This window comes from Streptomyces sp. CA-142005, from assembly GCF_050942335.1.
GTDB lineage: Bacteria > Actinomycetota > Actinomycetes > Streptomycetales > Streptomycetaceae > Streptomyces.
On record NZ_CP192078.1, the window covers coordinates 3859237 to 3876981 of the forward strand.

16 protein-coding genes are annotated in these 17745 nt (G+C 73.7%); 6 read left to right on the forward strand and 10 right to left on the reverse strand.

Annotated features, from left to right (window positions below; genetic code table 11):
- The first annotated feature begins 133 nt into the window (after positions 1–133).
- From ACQPXS_RS18180 to ACQPXS_RS18190, 3 genes are all read left to right on the forward strand, one after another.
- Complete coding sequence (locus ACQPXS_RS18180) at positions 134–1153, forward strand: aspartate-semialdehyde dehydrogenase (RefSeq protein ID WP_365323678.1); 1020 nt, start codon at positions 134–136, stop codon at positions 1151–1153.
- A gap of 137 nt (positions 1154–1290) precedes the next feature.
- The gene (locus tag ACQPXS_RS18185; RefSeq protein ID WP_433450371.1) at positions 1291–2631 is read left to right on the forward strand and encodes an RNA polymerase subunit sigma-70; all 1341 of its coding nucleotides are present in this window, start codon (positions 1291–1293) and stop codon (positions 2629–2631) included.
- Between the two features lie 68 nt (positions 2632–2699).
- Positions 2700–3458 carry an SDR family NAD(P)-dependent oxidoreductase gene (locus ACQPXS_RS18190; RefSeq protein ID WP_433450372.1) on the forward strand — a complete coding sequence of 253 codons (759 nt, stop codon included), beginning with the start codon at positions 2700–2702 and terminating at the stop codon, positions 3456–3458.
- Positions 3459–3542: 84 nt separating this feature from the next.
- Here the strand turns inward: ACQPXS_RS18190 and pepN are convergent, their stop codons facing one another.
- Positions 3543–6155 (reverse strand): aminopeptidase N, encoded by a 2613-nt coding sequence (gene pepN / locus ACQPXS_RS18195; RefSeq protein ID WP_433450374.1) that lies wholly within the window; start codon positions 6153–6155, stop codon positions 3543–3545.
- Between the two features lie 112 nt (positions 6156–6267).
- On the opposite strand from pepN, the gene ACQPXS_RS18200 reads away from it, so the two are divergent.
- The gene (locus tag ACQPXS_RS18200; protein WP_351797658.1) at positions 6268–6759 is read left to right on the forward strand and encodes a DUF1203 domain-containing protein; all 492 of its coding nucleotides are present in this window, start codon (positions 6268–6270) and stop codon (positions 6757–6759) included.
- Positions 6760–6796: 37 nt separating this feature from the next.
- Here ACQPXS_RS18200 and ACQPXS_RS18205 read toward each other — a convergent pair whose 3' ends face one another.
- Genes ACQPXS_RS18205 through ACQPXS_RS18225 form a run of 5 tightly spaced genes read right to left on the reverse strand, consistent with a single transcriptional unit; the run spans position 6797 to position 11979 of the window.
- A complete protein-coding gene (locus tag ACQPXS_RS18205; RefSeq protein ID WP_433450375.1) occupies positions 6797–7780 on the reverse strand; it encodes a tetratricopeptide repeat protein in 984 nt (327 codons plus the stop codon).
- 13 nt (positions 7781–7793) lie between these two features.
- Positions 7794–8717: a LysR family transcriptional regulator gene (locus ACQPXS_RS18210; RefSeq protein ID WP_433450376.1), complete on the reverse strand. Its 924-nt coding sequence runs from the start codon at positions 8715–8717 to the stop codon at positions 7794–7796.
- A 17-nt stretch (positions 8718–8734) separates the two neighbouring features.
- Positions 8735–9661 carry a DMT family transporter gene (locus ACQPXS_RS18215; protein WP_433450377.1) on the reverse strand — a complete coding sequence of 309 codons (927 nt, stop codon included), beginning with the start codon at positions 9659–9661 and terminating at the stop codon, positions 8735–8737.
- Positions 9662–9694: 33 nt separating this feature from the next.
- Positions 9695–10624, reverse strand: coding sequence for an EamA family transporter (locus tag ACQPXS_RS18220; protein ID WP_433450379.1), 930 nt, complete (start codon positions 10622–10624; stop codon positions 9695–9697).
- Entirely contained in the window at positions 10621–11979 is a 1359-nt protein-coding gene (locus ACQPXS_RS18225) for an MFS transporter (protein WP_433450380.1), read from the reverse strand. The genes ACQPXS_RS18220 and ACQPXS_RS18225 overlap by 4 nt, the downstream gene beginning before the upstream one ends.
- 108 nt (positions 11980–12087) lie before the next feature.
- On the opposite strand from ACQPXS_RS18225, the gene ACQPXS_RS18230 reads away from it, so the two are divergent.
- Complete coding sequence (locus ACQPXS_RS18230) at positions 12088–12606, forward strand: MarR family winged helix-turn-helix transcriptional regulator (protein WP_351797650.1); 519 nt, start codon at positions 12088–12090, stop codon at positions 12604–12606.
- 8 nt (positions 12607–12614) lie between these two features.
- Here ACQPXS_RS18230 and ACQPXS_RS18235 read toward each other — a convergent pair whose 3' ends face one another.
- Positions 12615–14102, reverse strand: coding sequence for an FAD-dependent monooxygenase (locus ACQPXS_RS18235; protein ID WP_433450381.1), 1488 nt, complete (start codon positions 14100–14102; stop codon positions 12615–12617).
- A gap of 129 nt (positions 14103–14231) precedes the next feature.
- Here ACQPXS_RS18235 and ACQPXS_RS18240 point away from each other — a divergent pair, with 129 nt between their 5' ends.
- Positions 14232–14810: a TetR family transcriptional regulator gene (locus ACQPXS_RS18240; RefSeq protein ID WP_365323657.1), complete on the forward strand. Its 579-nt coding sequence runs from the start codon at positions 14232–14234 to the stop codon at positions 14808–14810.
- Positions 14811–14948: 138 nt separating this feature from the next.
- Here ACQPXS_RS18240 and ACQPXS_RS18245 read toward each other — a convergent pair whose 3' ends face one another.
- From ACQPXS_RS18245 to ACQPXS_RS18255, 3 genes are read right to left on the reverse strand one after another with little or no spacing between them, the layout of a single operon-like run.
- A complete protein-coding gene (locus ACQPXS_RS18245; protein WP_351797645.1) occupies positions 14949–15224 on the reverse strand; it encodes a hypothetical protein in 276 nt (91 codons plus the stop codon).
- A 58-nt stretch (positions 15225–15282) separates the two neighbouring features.
- Entirely contained in the window at positions 15283–17373 is a 2091-nt protein-coding gene (malQ, locus tag ACQPXS_RS18250; RefSeq protein WP_433450382.1) for a 4-alpha-glucanotransferase, read from the reverse strand.
- Entirely contained in the window at positions 17374–17667 is a 294-nt protein-coding gene (locus ACQPXS_RS18255) for a hypothetical protein (protein ID WP_433450384.1), read from the reverse strand.
- Positions 17668–17745: the final 78 nt, after the last annotated feature.

Consider the following 17745-nt stretch of genomic DNA (forward strand, 5'->3'; position numbering starts at 1 on the left):
GTATGGAACCGCCCGCCGGGTGATCGTGTCCCACTCCTCGGGCACGCCGCGCAAAGAATTGGACAGGTGGACCGGGGTCGGCCGCATGATGGAAAAGCCCCGGTCATGCACGAGACACAAAGAGGGAGTCACTGTGAGGGTCGGAATCGTCGGAGCCACCGGTCAGGTCGGCACGGTCATGCGCAGGATCCTCACGGAGCGGAACTTCCCGGTGACGCAGCTGCGCCTCTTCGCCTCGGCGCGCTCGGCCGGCACCGTCCTGGACGGGGTGACGGTGGAGGACGCGGCGACCGCCGACTACACCGGCCTGGACATCGTGCTCTTCTCCGCGGGCGGCGCGACCTCCAAGGCGCTGGCCGAGAAGGTCGCCTCCCAGGGCGCCGTCGTGATCGACAACTCCTCCGCCTGGCGCAGGGACCCCGACGTACCCCTGGTCGTGTCCGAGGTGAACCCGCACGCGGTCGCCGACCGCCCCAAGGGCATCATCGCCAACCCGAACTGCACCACGATGGCCGCGATGCCGGTCCTCAGGCCGCTGCACGAGGAGGCCGGCCTCGAAGCGCTGGTCGTCGCCACGTACCAGGCGGTGTCCGGTTCGGGTCTCGCGGGCGTGGCCGAGCTGCACGGCCAGGTGCAGAAGGTCGCCGACGAGGCCGACAAGCTGACCCACGACGGCCGGGCGGTCGACTTCCCCGAGCCGAACGTCTACAAGCGCACCATCGCCTTCAACGTGCTCCCGCTCGCGGGCAACATCGTCGACGACGGTCTGAACGAGACCGACGAGGAGCAGAAGCTGCGCAACGAGTCGCGCAAGATCCTGGAGATCCCCGAGCTGAAGGTCTCCGGCACCTGTGTGCGCGTGCCCGTCTTCTCCGGCCACTCCCTCCAGATCAACGCCCGCTTCGCCCGCCCGATCTCCCCGGAGCGCGCCACCGAGCTGCTCGCAGGGGCCCCGGGCGTCGCCCTCTCCGACATCCCGACCCCGCTGCAGGCGGCCGGCCAGGACCCCTCGTACGTCGGCCGCATCCGCCGCGACGAGACGGTGGACAACGGCCTCGCCCTGTTCGTCTCCAACGACAACCTCCGCAAGGGCGCCGCGCTGAACGCCGTCCAGATCGCGGAGCTGGTGGCGGCGGAGCTGTCCGCGAAGTAACCCCGGCCGAACGGCACAGGGGCGGTCACGGTCACGTGGCCGCCCCTGTGCCGTCCTGCGTGCCCCGAGTTCGCACGGACGGCTGACGGATACGGCCCCGGTGCGCGAGGATCACCGGACCGGATCCGGAGCGGGAGGTGTGCGTGGACACGTGCGCGACCTGTGGCGGTCCTCTTGCGGCGCGGGCCGGGCGCCGGGGCCGTAGCTCGGTGTACTGCTCGGCGGCCTGCCGGCAGAAGGCGTACCGGGAGCGGCAGGACGGCGGCGGGGGCCTGGAGGAGCTGATCGAGTCGGTCGGCCGGCAGGCGGGCTCGCTGGTGCCGAGACCGGCCTCCGCCCTGTACACGGGCGTGACCGAACTGTCCGCCTCCGTGGCCCGGCTGCGCCGCATCGCCCGCGTCGCGCGGGAGACCGCGGACCATTCCGTCACGGAGCCCGACGTGACGCAAAACCCGGGGGCCGAACCCGCCGGCACGGTTTCCGTCACCGACTCCGCCGTGACGGAATACGACGGGACACCGTTCGACGAGACCGCCTTCGCCGTGCTCACCGAATCGCACCGCCGGGAGATCCGCGCCCACTGCTATCGCATGACCGGCTCCTACGACGACGCCGAGGACCTGGTCCAGGAGACGTTCCTGCGGGCCTGGCGGGCGCGGGACGGGTACCAGGGCCGGGCGAGCGCCCGTACCTGGCTGTACCGCATCGCGACCAACGCCTGCCTGGACTTCCAGCGCCGTACCGCCCGCCGCCCGCAGACCTATGAGCCGCTGCCCGGCATGGACCACGGCACCGGCGAGCCGCCCGCTCGTATCACCTGGCTGCAGCCCTGTCCGGACGACGAGCTGCCGGACAGCGCCGCGGAATCGCGCGAGACCGTCGAGCTGCTCCTGCTGGCCGCGCTGCAGCACCTGCCCGCCCGGCAGCGGGCCGCGCTCGTCCTGCGCGACCTGCTCGGACTCACCGCCGCCGAGACCGCGCAGGCCCTCGACACCTCCGTGGCCTCGGTCAACAGCGCGCTGCAACGCGCCCGTCCGGCCCTGCGCGAGCATCTGCCCGCGAGCCGCACGGACTGGACGGCCACCCCGCCCACGGACGCCGAGCGGGCCGCGCTCCAGCGCTACATGACGGCCGCCGAGCGGCTCGACTTCGACGCGATGGCCGAGCTGCTGGCCGAGGACGTCACGCTGACGATGCCGCCCAACCCGTTCTGGTTCACCGGCCGCGAGGCCCTGCTCGCCTTCCTGCGTCCGAGCCTCGACCCGGCGTCACCCGTGTTCCTCGGCCACTGGCGCCACCTGCCCGCCCGCGCCAACGGGCAGCTCGCGGCCGGGGGTTACGTCCGCCGCCCCGGTACCAACGTCTACCGCGCCCAGGTCCTGGACGTGCTCCGCTTCGACGGCGCGGGCCGCATCGCGGAGATCACCTCCTTCGAACCGCACCTGTTCCCGGCGTTCGGACTGCCGCTGCGGCTGTGAGCGATGAGCGCTCGGGGTGCCGTACGTCTGCATCGGTGAAACGGACACCACCTCTGAAGGAGTTCACCATGCTGCTCACCGACAAGACCGCGATCGTCTACGGCGCCGGCGGCTCGATCGGCGGTGCGGTCGCCCGCGCCTTCGCCGAGCAGGGCGCCCGCGTCCACCTCGTCGGCCGCACCCGCAAGACGCTTCAGGCGGCGGCCGCCGGCCTCAAGGAAGCCGAGGTCGCCGTCGTGGACGCCCTCGACGAGGCGGCGGTGGAGGAGCACCTCGCGCAGGTGGGCGACGTCGACATCTCGTTCAACCTCGTCACCCGCGGCGATGTGCAGGGTGCCCCGCTCACCGAGATGCCCGTGGACGACTTCCTGCGGCCGGTGATCAACGGCGCCCGCGCCAACTTCATCACCGCCCGTGCCGCCGGGCGCCGCATGGCCGAGCGGGGCTCGGGCGTGATCCTCACCCTCAACAGCGGCTCCGCGCACGGCAGTCCGATGATGGGCGGCACGGGACCGGCCGATGCCGCGATCGACACGCTCGTCCGGAATCTGGCGATCGAGCTGGGTCCGCGCGGGGTGCGGGCGGTGGGGCTGTGGGCGGCCGGGGTGCCCGAGACGTTCACCGTCGAGAAGCTGTCCGCCGTCAACCCCGCCATCGACGAGGCCGCCGTCCAGGGCATCGTCGACAACCTCGCGACGATGCGCATGACCCGCCGCAACCCGACCCTCGCCGAGGTCGCCGCCACCGCCGTCTTCCTCGCCTCCGACCTGGCGGCCGGCATCACCGGCACCTTCACCAACGTCACCGGCGGGATGGTCGCCCGCTGAGCTGGGAAGGGCGCCCGAGGCGGGCACGCCGTGCGGATACGAAGGGGCGCCCGGCACGCGGGCCGGGCGCCCCTCTTCGCCGTGCTACTTGCCGGCCGCCGCGTCCGCCGCCTGGGCCTTCAGGGCCCGCTCGACGCCCGAGCGGGACTCCGAGACGAGGCGGCGCAGGGCCGCGTTCGGCTCGGCCGTGGCCAGCCAGGTGTCGGTCTTGGCGAGGGTCGCCTCGGAGACCTGGACCGCCGGGTACAGGCCGACGGCGATCTGCTGGGCGATCTCGTGCGACCGCGCGTCCCAGACGCCCTTGACGACCTCGAAGTACCGGTCCGCGTACGGCGCCAGCAGCTCGCGCTGGTCGGTCTGGACGAAGCCGCCGATCACGGCCTCCTGCACGGCGTTCGGCAGCTTGTCGGAGTCGACCACCGATGCCCAGGCCTCCTCCTTGGCCTCCACCGTCGGGCGGGCGGCGCGAGCCGTCGCCGCGTGCCGCTCACCGGCGGCCGTCTTGTCCCGCTCGTACTCGGCCGCGATCTCCGCCTCGTCGAAGCGGCCGACCGCTGCCAGCCGCTCCACGAACGCCCAGCGCAGCTCCGTGTCCACGGCCAGGCCCTCGACGGTCTGGGTGCCCTCCAGCAGGGCCTCCAGCAGGTCCAGCTGCTCCGGGGTGCGGGCGGTCGCCGCGAAGGCGCGCGCCCAGGCCAGCTGGTGGTCGCTGCCCGGCTTCGCCGCCCGCAGGTGGGCCAGCGTGGCGTCGGTCCAGCGGGTCAGCAGGGACTCGCGGGCCGCCGGGTCGGCGTACAGGTCGACGGCCAGCTTCACCTGGCGGTGCAGCGACTGCACGACACCGATGTCCGACTCCTTGGCGATGCCGGACAGGACCAGGGAGAGGTAGTCGCGGGTCGCCAGCTCCGCGTCCCGGGTCATGTCCCAGGCCGACGCCCAGCACAGGGCGCGCGGCAGGGACTGCTCGAAGTCGCCGAGGTGCTCGGTGACCGTCTGCAGGGACTCCTCGTCCAGGCGCACCTTGGCGTAGGACAGGTCGTCGTCGTTGAGCAGGATCACCGCCGGGCGGCGCTTGCCCGTCAGCTGCGGTACGGCCGTCAGCTCGCCGTCGACGTCCAGTTCGACGCGCTCGGTGCGGACCAGCTTGCCGGATTCGGCGTCGAGGTCGTACAGGCCGATGGCGATGCGGTGCGGGCGCAGGACCGGCTCGCCCTTGGCGCCGGCGGGCAGGGCGGGGGCCTCCTGGCGGACGGCGAAGGAGGTGACGACCCCGTCGGCGTCCGTGGCGATCTCCGGGCGGAGGACGTTGATGCCGGCCGTCTCCAGCCACTTCTTCGACCAGGTCTTCAGGTCGCGGCCGGAGGTCTCCTCCAGGGCGCCGAGCAGGTCGGACAGGCGGGTGTTGCCGTACGCGTGCCGCTTGAAGTAGGCCTGCACGCCCTTGAAGAACTCGTCCTGGCCGACGTACGCGACGAGCTGCTTGAGCACGCTCGCGCCCTTGGCGTACGTGATGCCGTCGAAGTTGACGAGCACGTCGTCCAGGTCGCGGATGTCCGCCATGATCGGGTGCGTGGACGGCAGCTGGTCCTGCCGGTACGCCCAGGTCTTCATGGAGTTGGCGAACGTGGTCCACGAGTGCGGCCACTTCGAGCCGGGGGCGGCGGCCTGGCAGGCGATGGAGGTGTAGGTGGCGAACGACTCGTTCAGCCACAGGTCGTTCCACCACTCCATGGTGACGAGGTCGCCGAACCACATGTGGGCCAGCTCGTGCAGGATCGTCTCCGCGCGGACCTCGTACGCCGCGTCGGTCACCTTGGACCGGAAGACGTACTGGTCGCGGATGGTGACGGCGCCCGCGTTCTCCATCGCGCCCGCGTTGAACTCGGGCACGAACAGCTGGTCGTACTTCTCGAAGGGGTAGGCGTAGTCGAACTTCTCCTGGAACCAGTCGAAGCCCTGCCGGGTCACCTCGAAGATCGCGTCCGAGTCCAGGAACTCGGCGAGGGAGGGGCGGCAGTAGATGCCCAGCGGCACGCTCTGCCCGTCCTTCTCGTACACGCTGTGCACCGAGTGGTACGGGCCCGCGATGATCGCCGTGATGTACGTCGAGATGCGCGGGGTCGGCTCGAAGGTCCAGACGTTGTCCTGCGGCTTGGGGGTCGGCGAGTTCGAGACGACCGTCCAGCCCTCGGGCGCGCGCACGGTGAACTGGAAGGTGGCCTTCAGGTCCGGCTGCTCGAAGGAGGCGAACACCCGGCGGGCGTCCGGGACCTCGAACTGGGTGTAGAGGTAGGCCTGCTCGTCGACCGGGTCGACGAAGCGGTGGAGGCCCTCGCCGGTGTTGGTGTAGGCGCAGTCCGCGACGACCCGCAGGACGTTGCGCCCCTCCAGCAGCCCCGGCAGGGCGATCCGCGAGTCCTCGAAGACCTCGGCGGGGTTCAGCGGGTCGCCGTTGAGCACCACCTCGTGCACGGCCGGCGCCACCAGGTCGATGAAGGACTCGGCACCTCCCCCACTCTCGGCTTCGCTCGAGCGGGAGGTACCCCCATGGGCCACGTCGAAGCGCACCGTGGTCACGGACCTGTAGGTACCGCCCTCCTGCGCGCCGGAGAGGTCGAGATCGATCTCGTACGAGTCAACGGTGAGCAGCTCGGCCCGCTGCTGCGCCTCTTCGCGAGTCAGGTTTGTGCCAGGCACGCGGTCATCTCCTCGTTATGTGTGGGTTGCGCCATCCTTCCATGCCGCCCGCCGGGAAGGCGATGTCCGGTTCCCGCCGGTGAGCGGGGCGTCGCCGCAGGACGCTGGAGACATGACGACGACGGACACCACGACGGCACACACCGCACGCCCCATCCGGCCCCGGGTTCTCCAGGAGCTGCGGACCACCGACGACGCCGGCCGGCCCCCGGCCCCCTTCACCGACGAGGAGGGCGGCGCCCCGCTGCGCTGCTGTCTGCGCCGCAGCGAGCCGGGCGAACGGATCGCCCTGGTGTCGTACGCGCCGCTGCGCCGCTGGGCGGCCGAGACGGGAGCCGAGCCGGGCGCGTACGACGAGCAGGGCCCGGTCTTCATCCACGCCGAGGACTGCCCGGGCCCGTCGCCCGACGCCGCCCTGCCCTTCACGAACGCCCCTCGCGTGCTCCGCCGCTACTCGGCCGAGGGCCGGATCCTGGGCGGCCGCCTGACGGACGACGCCTTCCCGTCCGCCCTCACCGAGGCCTTCGCCGACCCTGAGGTGGCGGTGGTGCATGTGCGGGCGGTGGAGTACGGGTGCTTCCTGTACGAGGTGCGGCGGGGCTGACGGGCCGGGCAGCCGGCCTCAGCCGTTGCAGCCGGCCTCAGCCGTTCCGGAAGCGGCGGGCCGCGGCCACGAGCTCGGCGGGCAGGCCGGGGCCGGCACAGGCGTGGTCGATCAGCAGGTCCCGGTACGAGTCGTTCGGCAGGCTGGGCGCCAGCTCGATGAGTTCGCCCAGGTCGGACGGCGAGCCGGTGAGCCGGGCCCGGTAGGCGGCCCCGGCCGCGCGCAGGATGGGCTCGCCCGGGTCATGCGTCATCCCCTGACCGGTCAGCCGGACCGCCTCGGCGAAGTCGCCCTGCTCGGCACGCACGTCGGCCAGGTCGAGATACAGCGACCAGTTGGCCGGGTCCAGGGCGAGGGCGCGCTCGAACGCCGCCACGGTCTGTCCGGCGTCCCCCAGCTTGCGCCACGTACCGGCGCGCACCACCGCCGTCATCATGACCGGCTCCACGGAGTCCGCCAGGTCGCAGAGGGCGAACGACGCGTCGGTACGACCGCATGCCCGCAGCAGGATCGCCATCTTGGCGAGCGCCTCCGGCAGCGGCTCGCGGGCGGCGACCGTGTCGATGGCCCGGAACCACGGCCGGAACCGTTCCCGCATGCTCTCGGTGTCCAGATCGCGGCCGTAGTCCATGGTCCGCATCGCGGCCTCGGCCAGCGCTTCGGCGCTCACCGCGTCGAGGAACCGCTCATCGCCGAACCAGGGGGCACCGGCCCACGCGATGTCGGGCCGCACACCGGTGACCGACCCGAGCGCGAGCACCGCGTCGTCCATGGCCCCGTCGAGGAAGCTGACGTACGACCGCGCCAGGACCGCCCTCAGGGAGTCGGCCCCTTCGACGACTTCGGCCAGCTCCGGCCGCCGGTCCCGCCACAGCTCCTCCAGCACCGCATAGGGCTCGGGGTCCTCGGGCGCGGTGGCGATGGCACCCACCAGATGGTCGACGGCTGCCGCGGGACTGCCCCCGCAGTGCGCCAGGACCCGCGCGAGACCTGCTCCGGCCGCTACCGTTCGATTCGACACCGGCGGAGTGTATCTACCGGGTGAGGCCTCCGCAGTGACCACCGCAGGCGGCAGCGGCCAGCAGTGCGTCCAGCACCCGGTTCACCGCCCGCCTCGTCTCACCGCCCCTGCGCACCGCCGCCGTGACATGCCGGACCGGGCCGTCCGCCCCGAGGTCCCGCATGACCACCCCGTCGCGGCGGCCCGCGGCCATGCGGGGGACCAGGGCAACGCCCATGCCCGCCTCCACCATGGCGAGGATCGCGGTCCAGCCGGAGGCCGAATGGCCCTGGTGGGGGCTGAAGCCGGCGGCCTCGCAGGCGCGGCGGGTGATGTCCGACCAGGGGCCGCTGCCGCCGAAGATCCAGGGGTCCGCGGCCAGGTCGGTCAGGTTCAGCGAGTCCGCGCGGGCGAGAGGGTGGTCCGGGGGCAGGGCCACGTCCAACGGGTCGGCCAGCAGGGGGACCTGGGTGAAGCGGGGGTCGGCCGCGCTCGGGGCCTCGGCCGCGAGGGACAGGGCGAGGTCCACCTCCCCTGCGGCCAGGAGGTCGTACGCCTCGGCGGCCTCCGCCTCCCGCACCCGGACGCTCACCCCGGGGTGCGTGTCCCGCAGGGCGCGTACGGCCGGTACGACCAGGGCGGGGACGGACGTCGGGAACGCGCCGACCCTGACCTCCCCGGCCTCCCCCTGGGTGTATGCCGCCAACGCCGCTTCCGTGCGCTCCAGTTGCTCGAAGACCGGCTCGGTGTGGGCCAGCACCAGACGGGCCGCGTCGGTGAGCCGTACCCGGCGGCCCTGCGCCTCCAGCAGGGGCACGCCGAGCTGCCGGGCGAGGTTGGTGAGCTGCTGGGAGACGGCGGAGGGGGTCATGTGCAGGGCCTCGGCCGTCGCGGTGACGGTGCCGCGCTCGCGCAGGGTGCGCAGGATCTGCAGCTTCCGGATGTCCCACTCGGCCATGCCGGGAAAGCTACACGTCAACGGCGTGGCCCCGCGCCCAGGACGACCCCGCCCAGGATCAGCGCCATCGACAGCAGTTGCGGCGGCCCTGTCGTCTCGCCGAGCAGGGCCCAGGAGAGCACGGCGACGCAGACCGGCTGGAGGTGGTAGACGAGGCCCGCGCGGGTCGCGCCGATCAGGGCGATGGCCTTGTTCCAGGCGAAGAAGGCGACCGCGGAGGAGGCGACGCCGACGTAGAGGAGGGGCAGGACGGTGGCGGGCGTGGGGTGGAAGGAGCCCTGCACGGCCACGCTCACCGTCTGCACGGGCAGGAGGAGGACCGTGCCGGTCAGGAACGTGGTGAACAGGAAGCCGGTGCCGTCGAGTTCGGCGGGCTTGCGGCGCAGCAGCGCGCTGTAGCCGGCGAAGCAGCAGGCGGCCGCGATCATCCACAGACTGCCGGAGGTCAGGCGCGCGCCGCCGCCGACGAGCAGTGCCACACCCGCGCAGGCGATGAGCAGCCCGGTGGTCCGCCGGGCGCCGAGCCGTACGCCGCCCAGCCGTTCGAACACCGCCATGAGCACCGGCGCGGCGGCCATGATCAGGCCCATGGTGGCGGCCGGGGTGGTCAGTCCGGCCTGGTTGACGAGGGTGTTGTAGGTGGCCACGCCGAGGAGGGAGGCGAGGAGGACATGGCGGGCGTGCCGCCGGATCAGGGTCCGCTGCCGCCAGGCCCGGCGGGCGCCGAAGGGGGCCACGGCCAGGAGTGCGACGACCCAGCGCCAGAAGGCGTGCTGGACGGGCGGGACGCTGTCGTGCAGGCCGCGCGAGGTGACGAAGCTGCCGGACCAGACGAGGGTGGCGAGGGCGGCGAGGGCGAGACCGGCCGCGGGGGCGGCGGCCCTGCGGGCGGGTGGGGTGGCGGATGCGGCGGAAGTGGTGGTCCTGGGCAGGACGGCGGCCACGGGGCTCCTTTCGGCGGTGGTGGGTCCGTGTCCCTACCGTCGCAGCGCCGGATCCATCCGGTCCATCGAAACTTTCTGAGCATTCTTTTCAGGTGAACTGAACGATCGCCCTCGGCCTCCGCCGAGCTGTCCCGCCAGCGTCGCGCCGAACGCCAGCGCCATGCCCGCCACCTGCGCCGGTGTGAGCGCCTGGCCGAGCGCCGCCCAGCCGACGACGGCCGCGGTGAGCGGGGAGAGCGGGCCGAGGAAGGCCACCTGGGTGGCGGTGAGCCGGCCGATGCCGCGGAACCAGAGCCAGTACGCCACCGCAGTGTTGGCCAGGGCCAGGTAGACATAGCCGCCCACGGCTCGGGCGTCCAGGGCCGGCGGGGCGCCCTCCGCCAGGACGGCGAGCGGCGCGATGAGCAGGCCGCCCGCGGTGAGCTGCCAGCCGGTGAGCGCCAGCGGACCGACGCCGTCCGGACGGCCCCACCGCTTGGTCAGCACCGTACCGGCGGCCATGGAGGCGGTGGCGGCGACGGCCGCGAGGACGCCCACGGCATCGAGGGTTCCGGTCCCCTGGAGCACGACGAGGCTGACGCCGAGCGCCGCCACGGCACCGGTGACGAGCGTGCGCGGGGCCGGGCGCTGGCCGAGCAGCAGCGCCGAGAGGCCGACGACGAACAGCGGCTGGACCGAGCCGACGACGGCGGCCATACCGCCGGGCAGCCGGTACGCCGACACGAACAGCAGCGGGAAGAAGGCGCCGATGTTCAGCGCGCCGAGCACCGCCGACCGCCACCACCAGCCGCCCCGCGGCAGCACCCGGGTCAGTGCCAGCAGGAGCAGTCCGGCGGGCAGGGCCCGCAGGAGAGCCGTGAACAGGGGCCGGTCCGGTGGGAGGAGCACGGTGGTGACGGCGTAGGTGGTGCCCCAGGAGACCGGGGCGAGCGCGGTGAGCGGGACGGTCAGGGATCGCTTCACGACCGGTTCCCTTCGGGACGCGTGAGGACGGGGGCGGGTGCGGGGGCGGGGGCATGACCGCGGGCCACCGTCGTCGGCAGCGGCCGTACCGCCTGGGCCGGCAGCCGGGGTTCCGTCCGGATCAGGAGGGCCGCGGCGATGGCCGAGGTGAGGACGAGGACGGCCCACGGCGCCCGGCCGTCCAGGGCCAGCAGGGCCGTGAACAGGGAGGGCGCCACGGCCTTCGCCAGCGACCAGGACATCTGGTACGCCGCCAGGTACCGGCCGCGCACCGCTTCGGGCGCCGCCGCCACCGCGAGCACCTGGGCGGCGGGGCTGTGGATCAGCTCGCCGAGGGTGTAGACGACGACCACGGCGACCAGGGCCCCGCCCAGGACCGTGGCCGAGCCCGGCCGTACGGTGCCGAGCACGATCTGCGCGGCGAAGGCGGTCGCGAACAGGGCGCCGCCCAGCGCCGCCGCCCGGGTGCGCCGGGCCCCGGCCCCGCGGACCCGCGCGCCGACCCCGATCCCGGCGACCGCGCACAGCACGGTGTTGAGGGTGAACGCGGCGCCGGTGAGCACCGAGGGCCCGTGCAGCCACTCCACCATGAACAGCGGGAAGAGCACCGACAGGGCCGAATAGCTCAGTGCGTTCAGGAAGTTGACGCCGGTGACGACCAGGAAGGGCCGGTCGGCGAGGACGAGCCGGTAGCCGGCGCCCGCCCGGCGCGCGACCGGGGCCGCAGCACCCGCCGCACGCCCCCGCCGCACCTGCCGCACCTGCCGCAGGGGCCGCAGGAGCAGCGCCGCGAGCGCGAAGGAGAGGGCGTTGCCCCAGGCCGCGTACGTGTAACCGGCGCTGCCCGCGAGGGAGACGACCAGCGTGGCCAGCAGCGCACCGGCCCCGTTGCCGGCGTTCTGCAGGGCGCGCGTGGACGCCTGCAGCCGGTCCTGCCCCGCCCCGCGCGCCACCTCGCCGATCAGGGACTGCTGGGCCGCCGGGAAGGCCCGGTCGGCGGCGGCCGTGACCAGGGCGACGGCCGCGAAGGCGGGGAGGGAGTGGGCGAAGGGGTAGAGGACGAACCCGGCGACCCGGACGCCGTACAGCGCGCACTGCACCCGCTTCGCGCCGTACCGGTCCACCGCCGCGCCGGCGAGCGGGAGTACGGCGATGCCCGCGAGGCCGGTGGCGGTGAGCACGGCGCCCACGACCGTGAACGACAGCCCGGTGACGGCGTGGAAGAAGACCAGCGTGAACGGCACGTACATGCCGGTGCCGATGCCGTTGACGGCCGCGGTGACGGGCAGGGTCCACTCGCCGGGGACGCGCTCGTCCGCTGCGCGCTCTCTGCGCCTTGCCTTCGGCGTTGTCATGTGCCGCCCCCTCGAAAAGTTAGCTTGGCAGGAAGTAGCTTAGCGCTAAGCAACTTTCTTGCAAGCTACTTTCTTGCGGGTGATCATCGTGCGGGTGATACTCGGCACATGGACGAAGGCCGGCAGCAGCGCAGGGATCCCGTCGACGCGATCATCGACCAGTGGGCGGCCGTGCGGCCCGACCTCGACTCCAGGGCGATGGAGGTCTTCGGGCGGATCTACCGCCTCTCGCGCACCATGGGCGACCGCATGGAGAAGGCGTACCAGCCCTACGGCATCTCACGCGGCGAGTTCGACGTGCTCGCGACCCTGCGCCGGACCGGCGAGCCGTACACCCTCTCGCCGCGCCAGCTGTCGGCCACCCTCATGCTCACCACCGGCGGGATGACCGGGCGCCTCGACAAGCTGGAGAAGGCCGGCCTGCTGCGCCGCTCCCCCGATCCGCACGACCGCCGGGGCCTTCAGGTGACGCTGACCGAGAAGGGGCTGGACGTCATCGACCGGGCGGTCGGCGCGGGCCTCGCGGTCCAGACGGAGGCCCTGGCGCTCCTCGACGACGAGCAGGTCGGCCAACTGGCCGACCTGCTCAGGGAGTTGCTCGCGGGGACGCTGGAGGCGCCGCACTGAGCGGCGGTCTAGCCGCCGACGTGGGTGGCGACCGCCGCCTCGATGTCCGCCGCGCCGGCCGACTCGGCGGCCCAGGCCGCGTATCCGTCGGGTCGGACCAGCACGGTCGTCCGGCGGCCGCTCGCCCAGTGCGCCACGGTCAGCCGGCCCGCGCGGCCGGGCCCCGCCTCGTACGGCTCCGGGGTGATCAGCACGAACCGGCCGCCGCGCAGGGCCTCGTAGAGCCGGTCGCCGCCGGCCAGGGCGACGTCCGGGACCCGGGTGCCGGTGAGGCGGTGGGCGCCGCGCGGGGCCGGGTAGCGGTAGCCGACGCCGGTGACCTGGCCGGCGACCTTGCGCCGGGCGGGGCCGACGGCGTTCAGGAACGTGGTGAGCGCGGCGCGGGCCGCGAGGGTCCAGGGGCGCTTGGCCATGGCGAGGCGGACGATCCCGCCGCTGCTGCGCAGCACCGACCTGCCCACGGGGTGCCGCTCGGCCTGGTAGGTGTCGAGCAGTGCGGGGTCCGCGTGTCCGGTGACGACCGCGGCGAGCTTCCAGCTCAGGTTGGCCGCGTCCTGGAGTCCGGTGTTCATGCCCTGGCCGCCGGCCGGGGTGTGCACGTGCGCGGCGTCGCCGGCGAGGAAGACCCGGCCGACCCGGTAGGCGGGCGCCTGCCGTTCGTCGCTGTGGAAGCGGGACATCCAGCGGGCGTCGTGCATCCCGAAGTCCCGGCCGAGGGCGAGCCGGGTGATCTCCTGGATCTCCGCCAGGTCCAGCGGCTCGGTGTCGGGGACGTTGCGGCCGCGGTGCCAGCCGATCACCCGGTAGTAGCCGTCGCCGAACGGCGCGAGGAAGGCGAAGGCGTCGCCGACGGCGTTCACGGTGAGCAGGGTCGGCGGCTCCTCGGCGAGCCGGACGTCGGCGAGGACCACGGACCGGATCACCGACCTGCCCGGGAAGGGCAGCCCGATCGCGTCCCGTACGGCGCTGCGCATGCCGTCGGTGCCGACGACGTACGCCGCCCGCAGCGTCTGCGTACGCCCCTCGGGCCCGCGCGCCTGCACGCTCACCCCGTCGGCGTCCTGCGTGAGCCCGGTCAGCTCGGTCTCGTACCGGAAGTCGACGCCCGCCTCGACCGCCCGGCGCTCCAGGACCTTCTCGACCTCGTACTGCGGCAGGACGAGGAGGTGGTTGAACCGGGAGGGGAGGGCGGCCAGGTCGACGGTGAGCCGGCCGAAGAGGCGGAGGCGGTCGAGGGGCCGGCCGACCTTTTCGAGGTCGTCGGCGAGGGCGCGGGCGTCGAGCTGTTCGAGGGTGCGGGCGTGCAGGACGAAGGCGCGGGAGAGGTTGCTGGTTTTGTGGGGGCGCTTTTCGAGGACGGTGACCGGGACGCCGGCGGTGGCGAGGTCGCCGGCGAGAAGCAGGCCGGCGGGACCGGAGCCGACGACGATGACGGTTCCGGTGGCGCCGGTGACGTCGTGGGTGCGGGTGCCGTTGTTGCCAGTGGTGCCGGTCATGGTGGCCTCCTGGGTGCCAACGATTGTTGGTCAACGTCCGTTGGTCAACGCTTGTTGGCAAGCCTAGAACCCTGCATCCAAGGCAGTCAACACTTGTTGGCCCACACATGTTGACCTACGCTCGTCGGCATGACCGGCAGCACGAAGAGCAACCAGGCGCGCCGCTCCGACGCCACCCGTACCGCCATCCTCGACGCCGCCCGGGAGCGGTTCGCCGCCGACGGCTATGAGCGGGCCACCATCCGCGCGATCGCCAGGGACGCGCGCATCGACCCGTCCATGGTGATGCGCTACTACGGCAGCAAGGAGGGCCTCTTCGCCGCGGCCGTCGCGCTGGATCTGCGGCTGCCCGACCTGACCGGCGTCCCGCGGGACGAGGTGGGCCGGGCGCTGGTGAGCCACTTCCTCGGCGTGTGGGAGGAGAACGAGGAGCTGACGGCCGTCCTGCGGGTCGGCGCCACCAACCAGGCCGGGGCCGAGCGGATGCAGGGCATCTTCCGGGACCAGCTGCTGCCGGTGGCCCGGCAGGTGTGCCCCGATCCCGAGCAGGTGCCGGCGCGGGCCGCGCTGTGTGCCGCACAGCTGCTCGGGCTGGCCCTGACCCGCTATGTGCTGCGGCTGCCGGCGGCGCGGGAACTGACCCGCGAGGAACTGCTGGCGTGGCTCGGACCGACCGTGCAGCGGTATCTGACCGCGCCGAATCCCTGAGCCGCGCCGGACCGCGCCCGGACCTCACGAAAGGGCCCGGAAAGACGAAACGCCGAGGGCGCCGACCTCACCCGGGTACGGCGTCGCGCGCGTACCGACGGGAGGACAGGCGCCCCCGGCGAGAGAACCGGTGTCCGGTCAGGCCTTGGCCTTCGCCTCGGGCTTCACGTTGGACGAGGGCTTGATGGTCCTGATCTTGGACTTGTCCAGCGCCATCACCAGACCGGCGATGACCACGAACAGCGCGATCGGGAGCAGCACGTAGAGGCCCAGCGTCTGGATGACGCTCAGGCCGGGGCCGGGGTCGTCGCCGTCGTCGCGGGTCAGCGCGAGCGCGGGGGACGACATGAGCAGCATCATCAGCGTCGTGCCGGCGGCCAGGGCGCCGGCGCGCAGGGCGTTCTTCTTGTCCACGATCTCAAGTTAGCGAACCCCCTGGAGGGGCGCGCGCCCGGGGTCCCGTACCGGGGATTCACCCGCTCCCGGCCTGCTCGAACACATGGAGTAGTGCCCGCAGCCGGGGGGAGGCCGTCAGATCCTCCAGCGGCACCGGCCGGCCCTCCCGGTCCGCGATCGGCAGCCGCCAGTTCGGGTACTGGTCCCAGGTCCCCGGGAGGTTCTGCGGGCGCCGGTCGCCGACGCCGTCCGGGAGCCAGACGCCGATCAGCCGGGCCGGGGTTCGCAGCAGGAAGCGGTGGACGGCGCGGATCTCCTCCTCCTCGTCGGAGCCGGGCGGCCCGGCGGCGGTCAGGTCCAGCAGGCCGAGGCTGCCCAGCAGGGCGAGCCACTCGGCGGCCTCGGCGACGGCCTCGGCGCGTTCCTCGGTCGCCGGGCGGGTGAGCAGGCCCAGGCGGTCGCGCAGGTCGACGTGGTCGCCGGTGAGCCGGGCGGCGGTGGGCGGCAGGTCGTGGGTGGTGGCGGTGGCCAGGCAGTCGGCGCGCCAGCGCTCGGGCGGCAGCGGGCGTCCGTCGCCCTCCCAGTCGCGTTCGAACCACAGCACCGAGGTGCCGAGCACCCCGCGCCGCTGCAGCGTCTCGCGGACGCCGGGCTCGACGGTGCCGAGGTCCTCCCCGATGACGAGGGCCCCGGCGCGCCCGGCCTCCAGGGCGAGGATCGCGAGCATGGCGTCGGCGTCGTAGCGGACGTAGGTGCCCCCGGTGGGCGGGCTGCCCTGGGGGACCCACCACAGCCGGAACAGGCCCATGACGTGGTCGATGCGCAGGGCGCCGGCGTAGCGGAAGAGGGCGCGCAGCAGCTCGCGGTAGGGGGCGTAGGCGGTGGCGGCGAGCCGGTCGGGGCGCCAGGGCGGCAGGCCCCAGTCCTGGCCGCGGGCGTTGAAGGCGTCGGGCGGGGCGCCGACGGACATGCCGGCGGCGAACACGTCCTGCTGGGCCCAGGCGTCGGCGCCGAGGGGGTGCACGCCGACGGCGAGGTCGTGCACGATCCCGACGGGCATGCCGGCCTCGCGGGCGGCGCGCTGGGCGGCGCGGAGCTGGCCGTCGGTGAGCCAGGCCAGGCGGGCGTGGAACTCGACGCGGTCGGCGAGGCCGGCGCGGGCCCGGGCGGTCTCGGCCGAGCGGGGGTCCCGCAGGGCCGAGGGCCACCGCTGCCAGTCGGAGCCGTGGACCTCGGCGAGGGCGTACCAGGTGGCGTGGTCGTCGAGGGCCTGGCCGTGGGCGGCGCGGAAGTCGTCGTAGGCGGCCCGGCGGCCGGGGCCGAGGGGGACGGCCAGGACCAGGTCCAGAGCCTCGCGCTTGAGCTCCCACACCGCGTCCCGGTCGATGAGGGCGCCCTTGTCGAGGACGTCGGCGCGCAGTCGTGCGGCCCGCTCCAGCAGGGCGCTCAGCCGCTCGCGGTCCTCGGCGTAGGCGTACTCGGGGATGTCCTCGATCCGCAGGTGGACGGGGTCGGGGAAGCGGCGCGAGGACGGGCGGTAGGGGGAGGGGTCGGTGGGTGCGCCGGGTACGCCCGCGTGCAGCGGGTTGACCTGGACGAATCCGGCGCCGGCGGTGCGCCCGGCCCAGCCGGCCAGCTCGGCGAGGTCACCGAGGTCGCCCATGCCCCAGGAGCGGCGGGACAGCAGGGAGTACAGCTGGACGAGGAGGCCGTGGGAGCGGCCGGGCGGGGCGGGCAGCCGGTCGGGGGCGACGACGAGGTGGGCGTGGCCGGTGCGGCCGTCGGGTGCGAGCGCGGTCACCCGGTGCACGCCGAGCGGCAGTTCGGCGGCGGTGTCCCGCTCCTCGCCGTCCTCGGTCTCGACGCGCAGGCGGGTGCCGGGCGGCAGTGCGGCGAGGGCGGCGGGGCCGTGCGGGTCGCCGGCCCAGTGCACGAGCGTCGGCGGCAGCAGGCGCTCGCGCAGTTCGCGTTCGCGCGCGGCGAGGGCGGTGCGTACGGCGGCGGGGCCGGCCGCGTCGACGCCGAGTGCGGCCAGGGCGGCGACCACGGCGGACGCGGGGACCGGGACGTCGCGGCCCGGGGCGGGGCTGTAGGAGGTGGCGACCCCGTGCAGGCCGGCGAGCCGGGACAGGTCCTCGTCCGCGAAGTCCTCGAACGCCCCGGTCATCTACGGCCTCGCGCCGTAGGCGCCGGACTCGTACGACCCCGCGCCGTAGGGGTCGGATGCGTGACCCCCCGCGCCGAAGGCGTCCGACTCGCTGGTCAGCGGGGCGGCCTCGGCGAGCGGCGGCTCGCTGGTCAGGGGCTCGGCGTCGGGCAGGGGCGGCTCGCTGGTCAGCGGGGCCCGGGCGCAGGCGCTCTCGGCGCTGAAGACGCACGCCTGGGTGTCGTGGGGTTCGGCGGACGGGTCCGCCGGGGGTTTCGACGGGGCCGGGACCGAGAGGTGGGCCAGTGCGGCCACGGGGGCCTCCTCTGCTGAGGGTTCTGCGGGCGGTCGGATGTTGTCGCTTTGAACGGATTACGGCAGGCCTACCCCGTG

Bases quoted from the DNA above. Each gene is read 5' to 3' on its own strand.
- ACQPXS_RS18190 (WP_433450372.1), top strand. From the start codon at position 2,700: ATGCTGCTCACCGACAAGACCGCGATCGTCTACGGCGCCGGCGGCTCG.
- ACQPXS_RS18200 (WP_351797658.1), top strand. From the start codon at position 6,268: ATGACGACGACGGACACCACGACGGCACACACCGCACGCCCCATCCGG.
- ACQPXS_RS18210 (WP_433450376.1), bottom strand. From the start codon at position 8,717: ATGGCCGAGTGGGACATCCGGAAGCTGCAGATCCTGCGCACCCTGCGC.
- ACQPXS_RS18225 (WP_433450380.1), bottom strand. From the start codon at position 11,979: ATGACAACGCCGAAGGCAAGGCGCAGAGAGCGCGCAGCGGACGAGCGC.
- ACQPXS_RS18230 (WP_351797650.1), top strand. From the start codon at position 12,088: ATGGACGAAGGCCGGCAGCAGCGCAGGGATCCCGTCGACGCGATCATC.
- ACQPXS_RS18235 (WP_433450381.1), bottom strand. From the start codon at position 14,102: ATGACCGGCACCACTGGCAACAACGGCACCCGCACCCACGACGTCACC.
- ACQPXS_RS18240 (WP_365323657.1), top strand. From the start codon at position 14,232: ATGACCGGCAGCACGAAGAGCAACCAGGCGCGCCGCTCCGACGCCACC.
- malQ (WP_433450382.1), bottom strand. From the start codon at position 17,373: ATGACCGGGGCGTTCGAGGACTTCGCGGACGAGGACCTGTCCCGGCTC.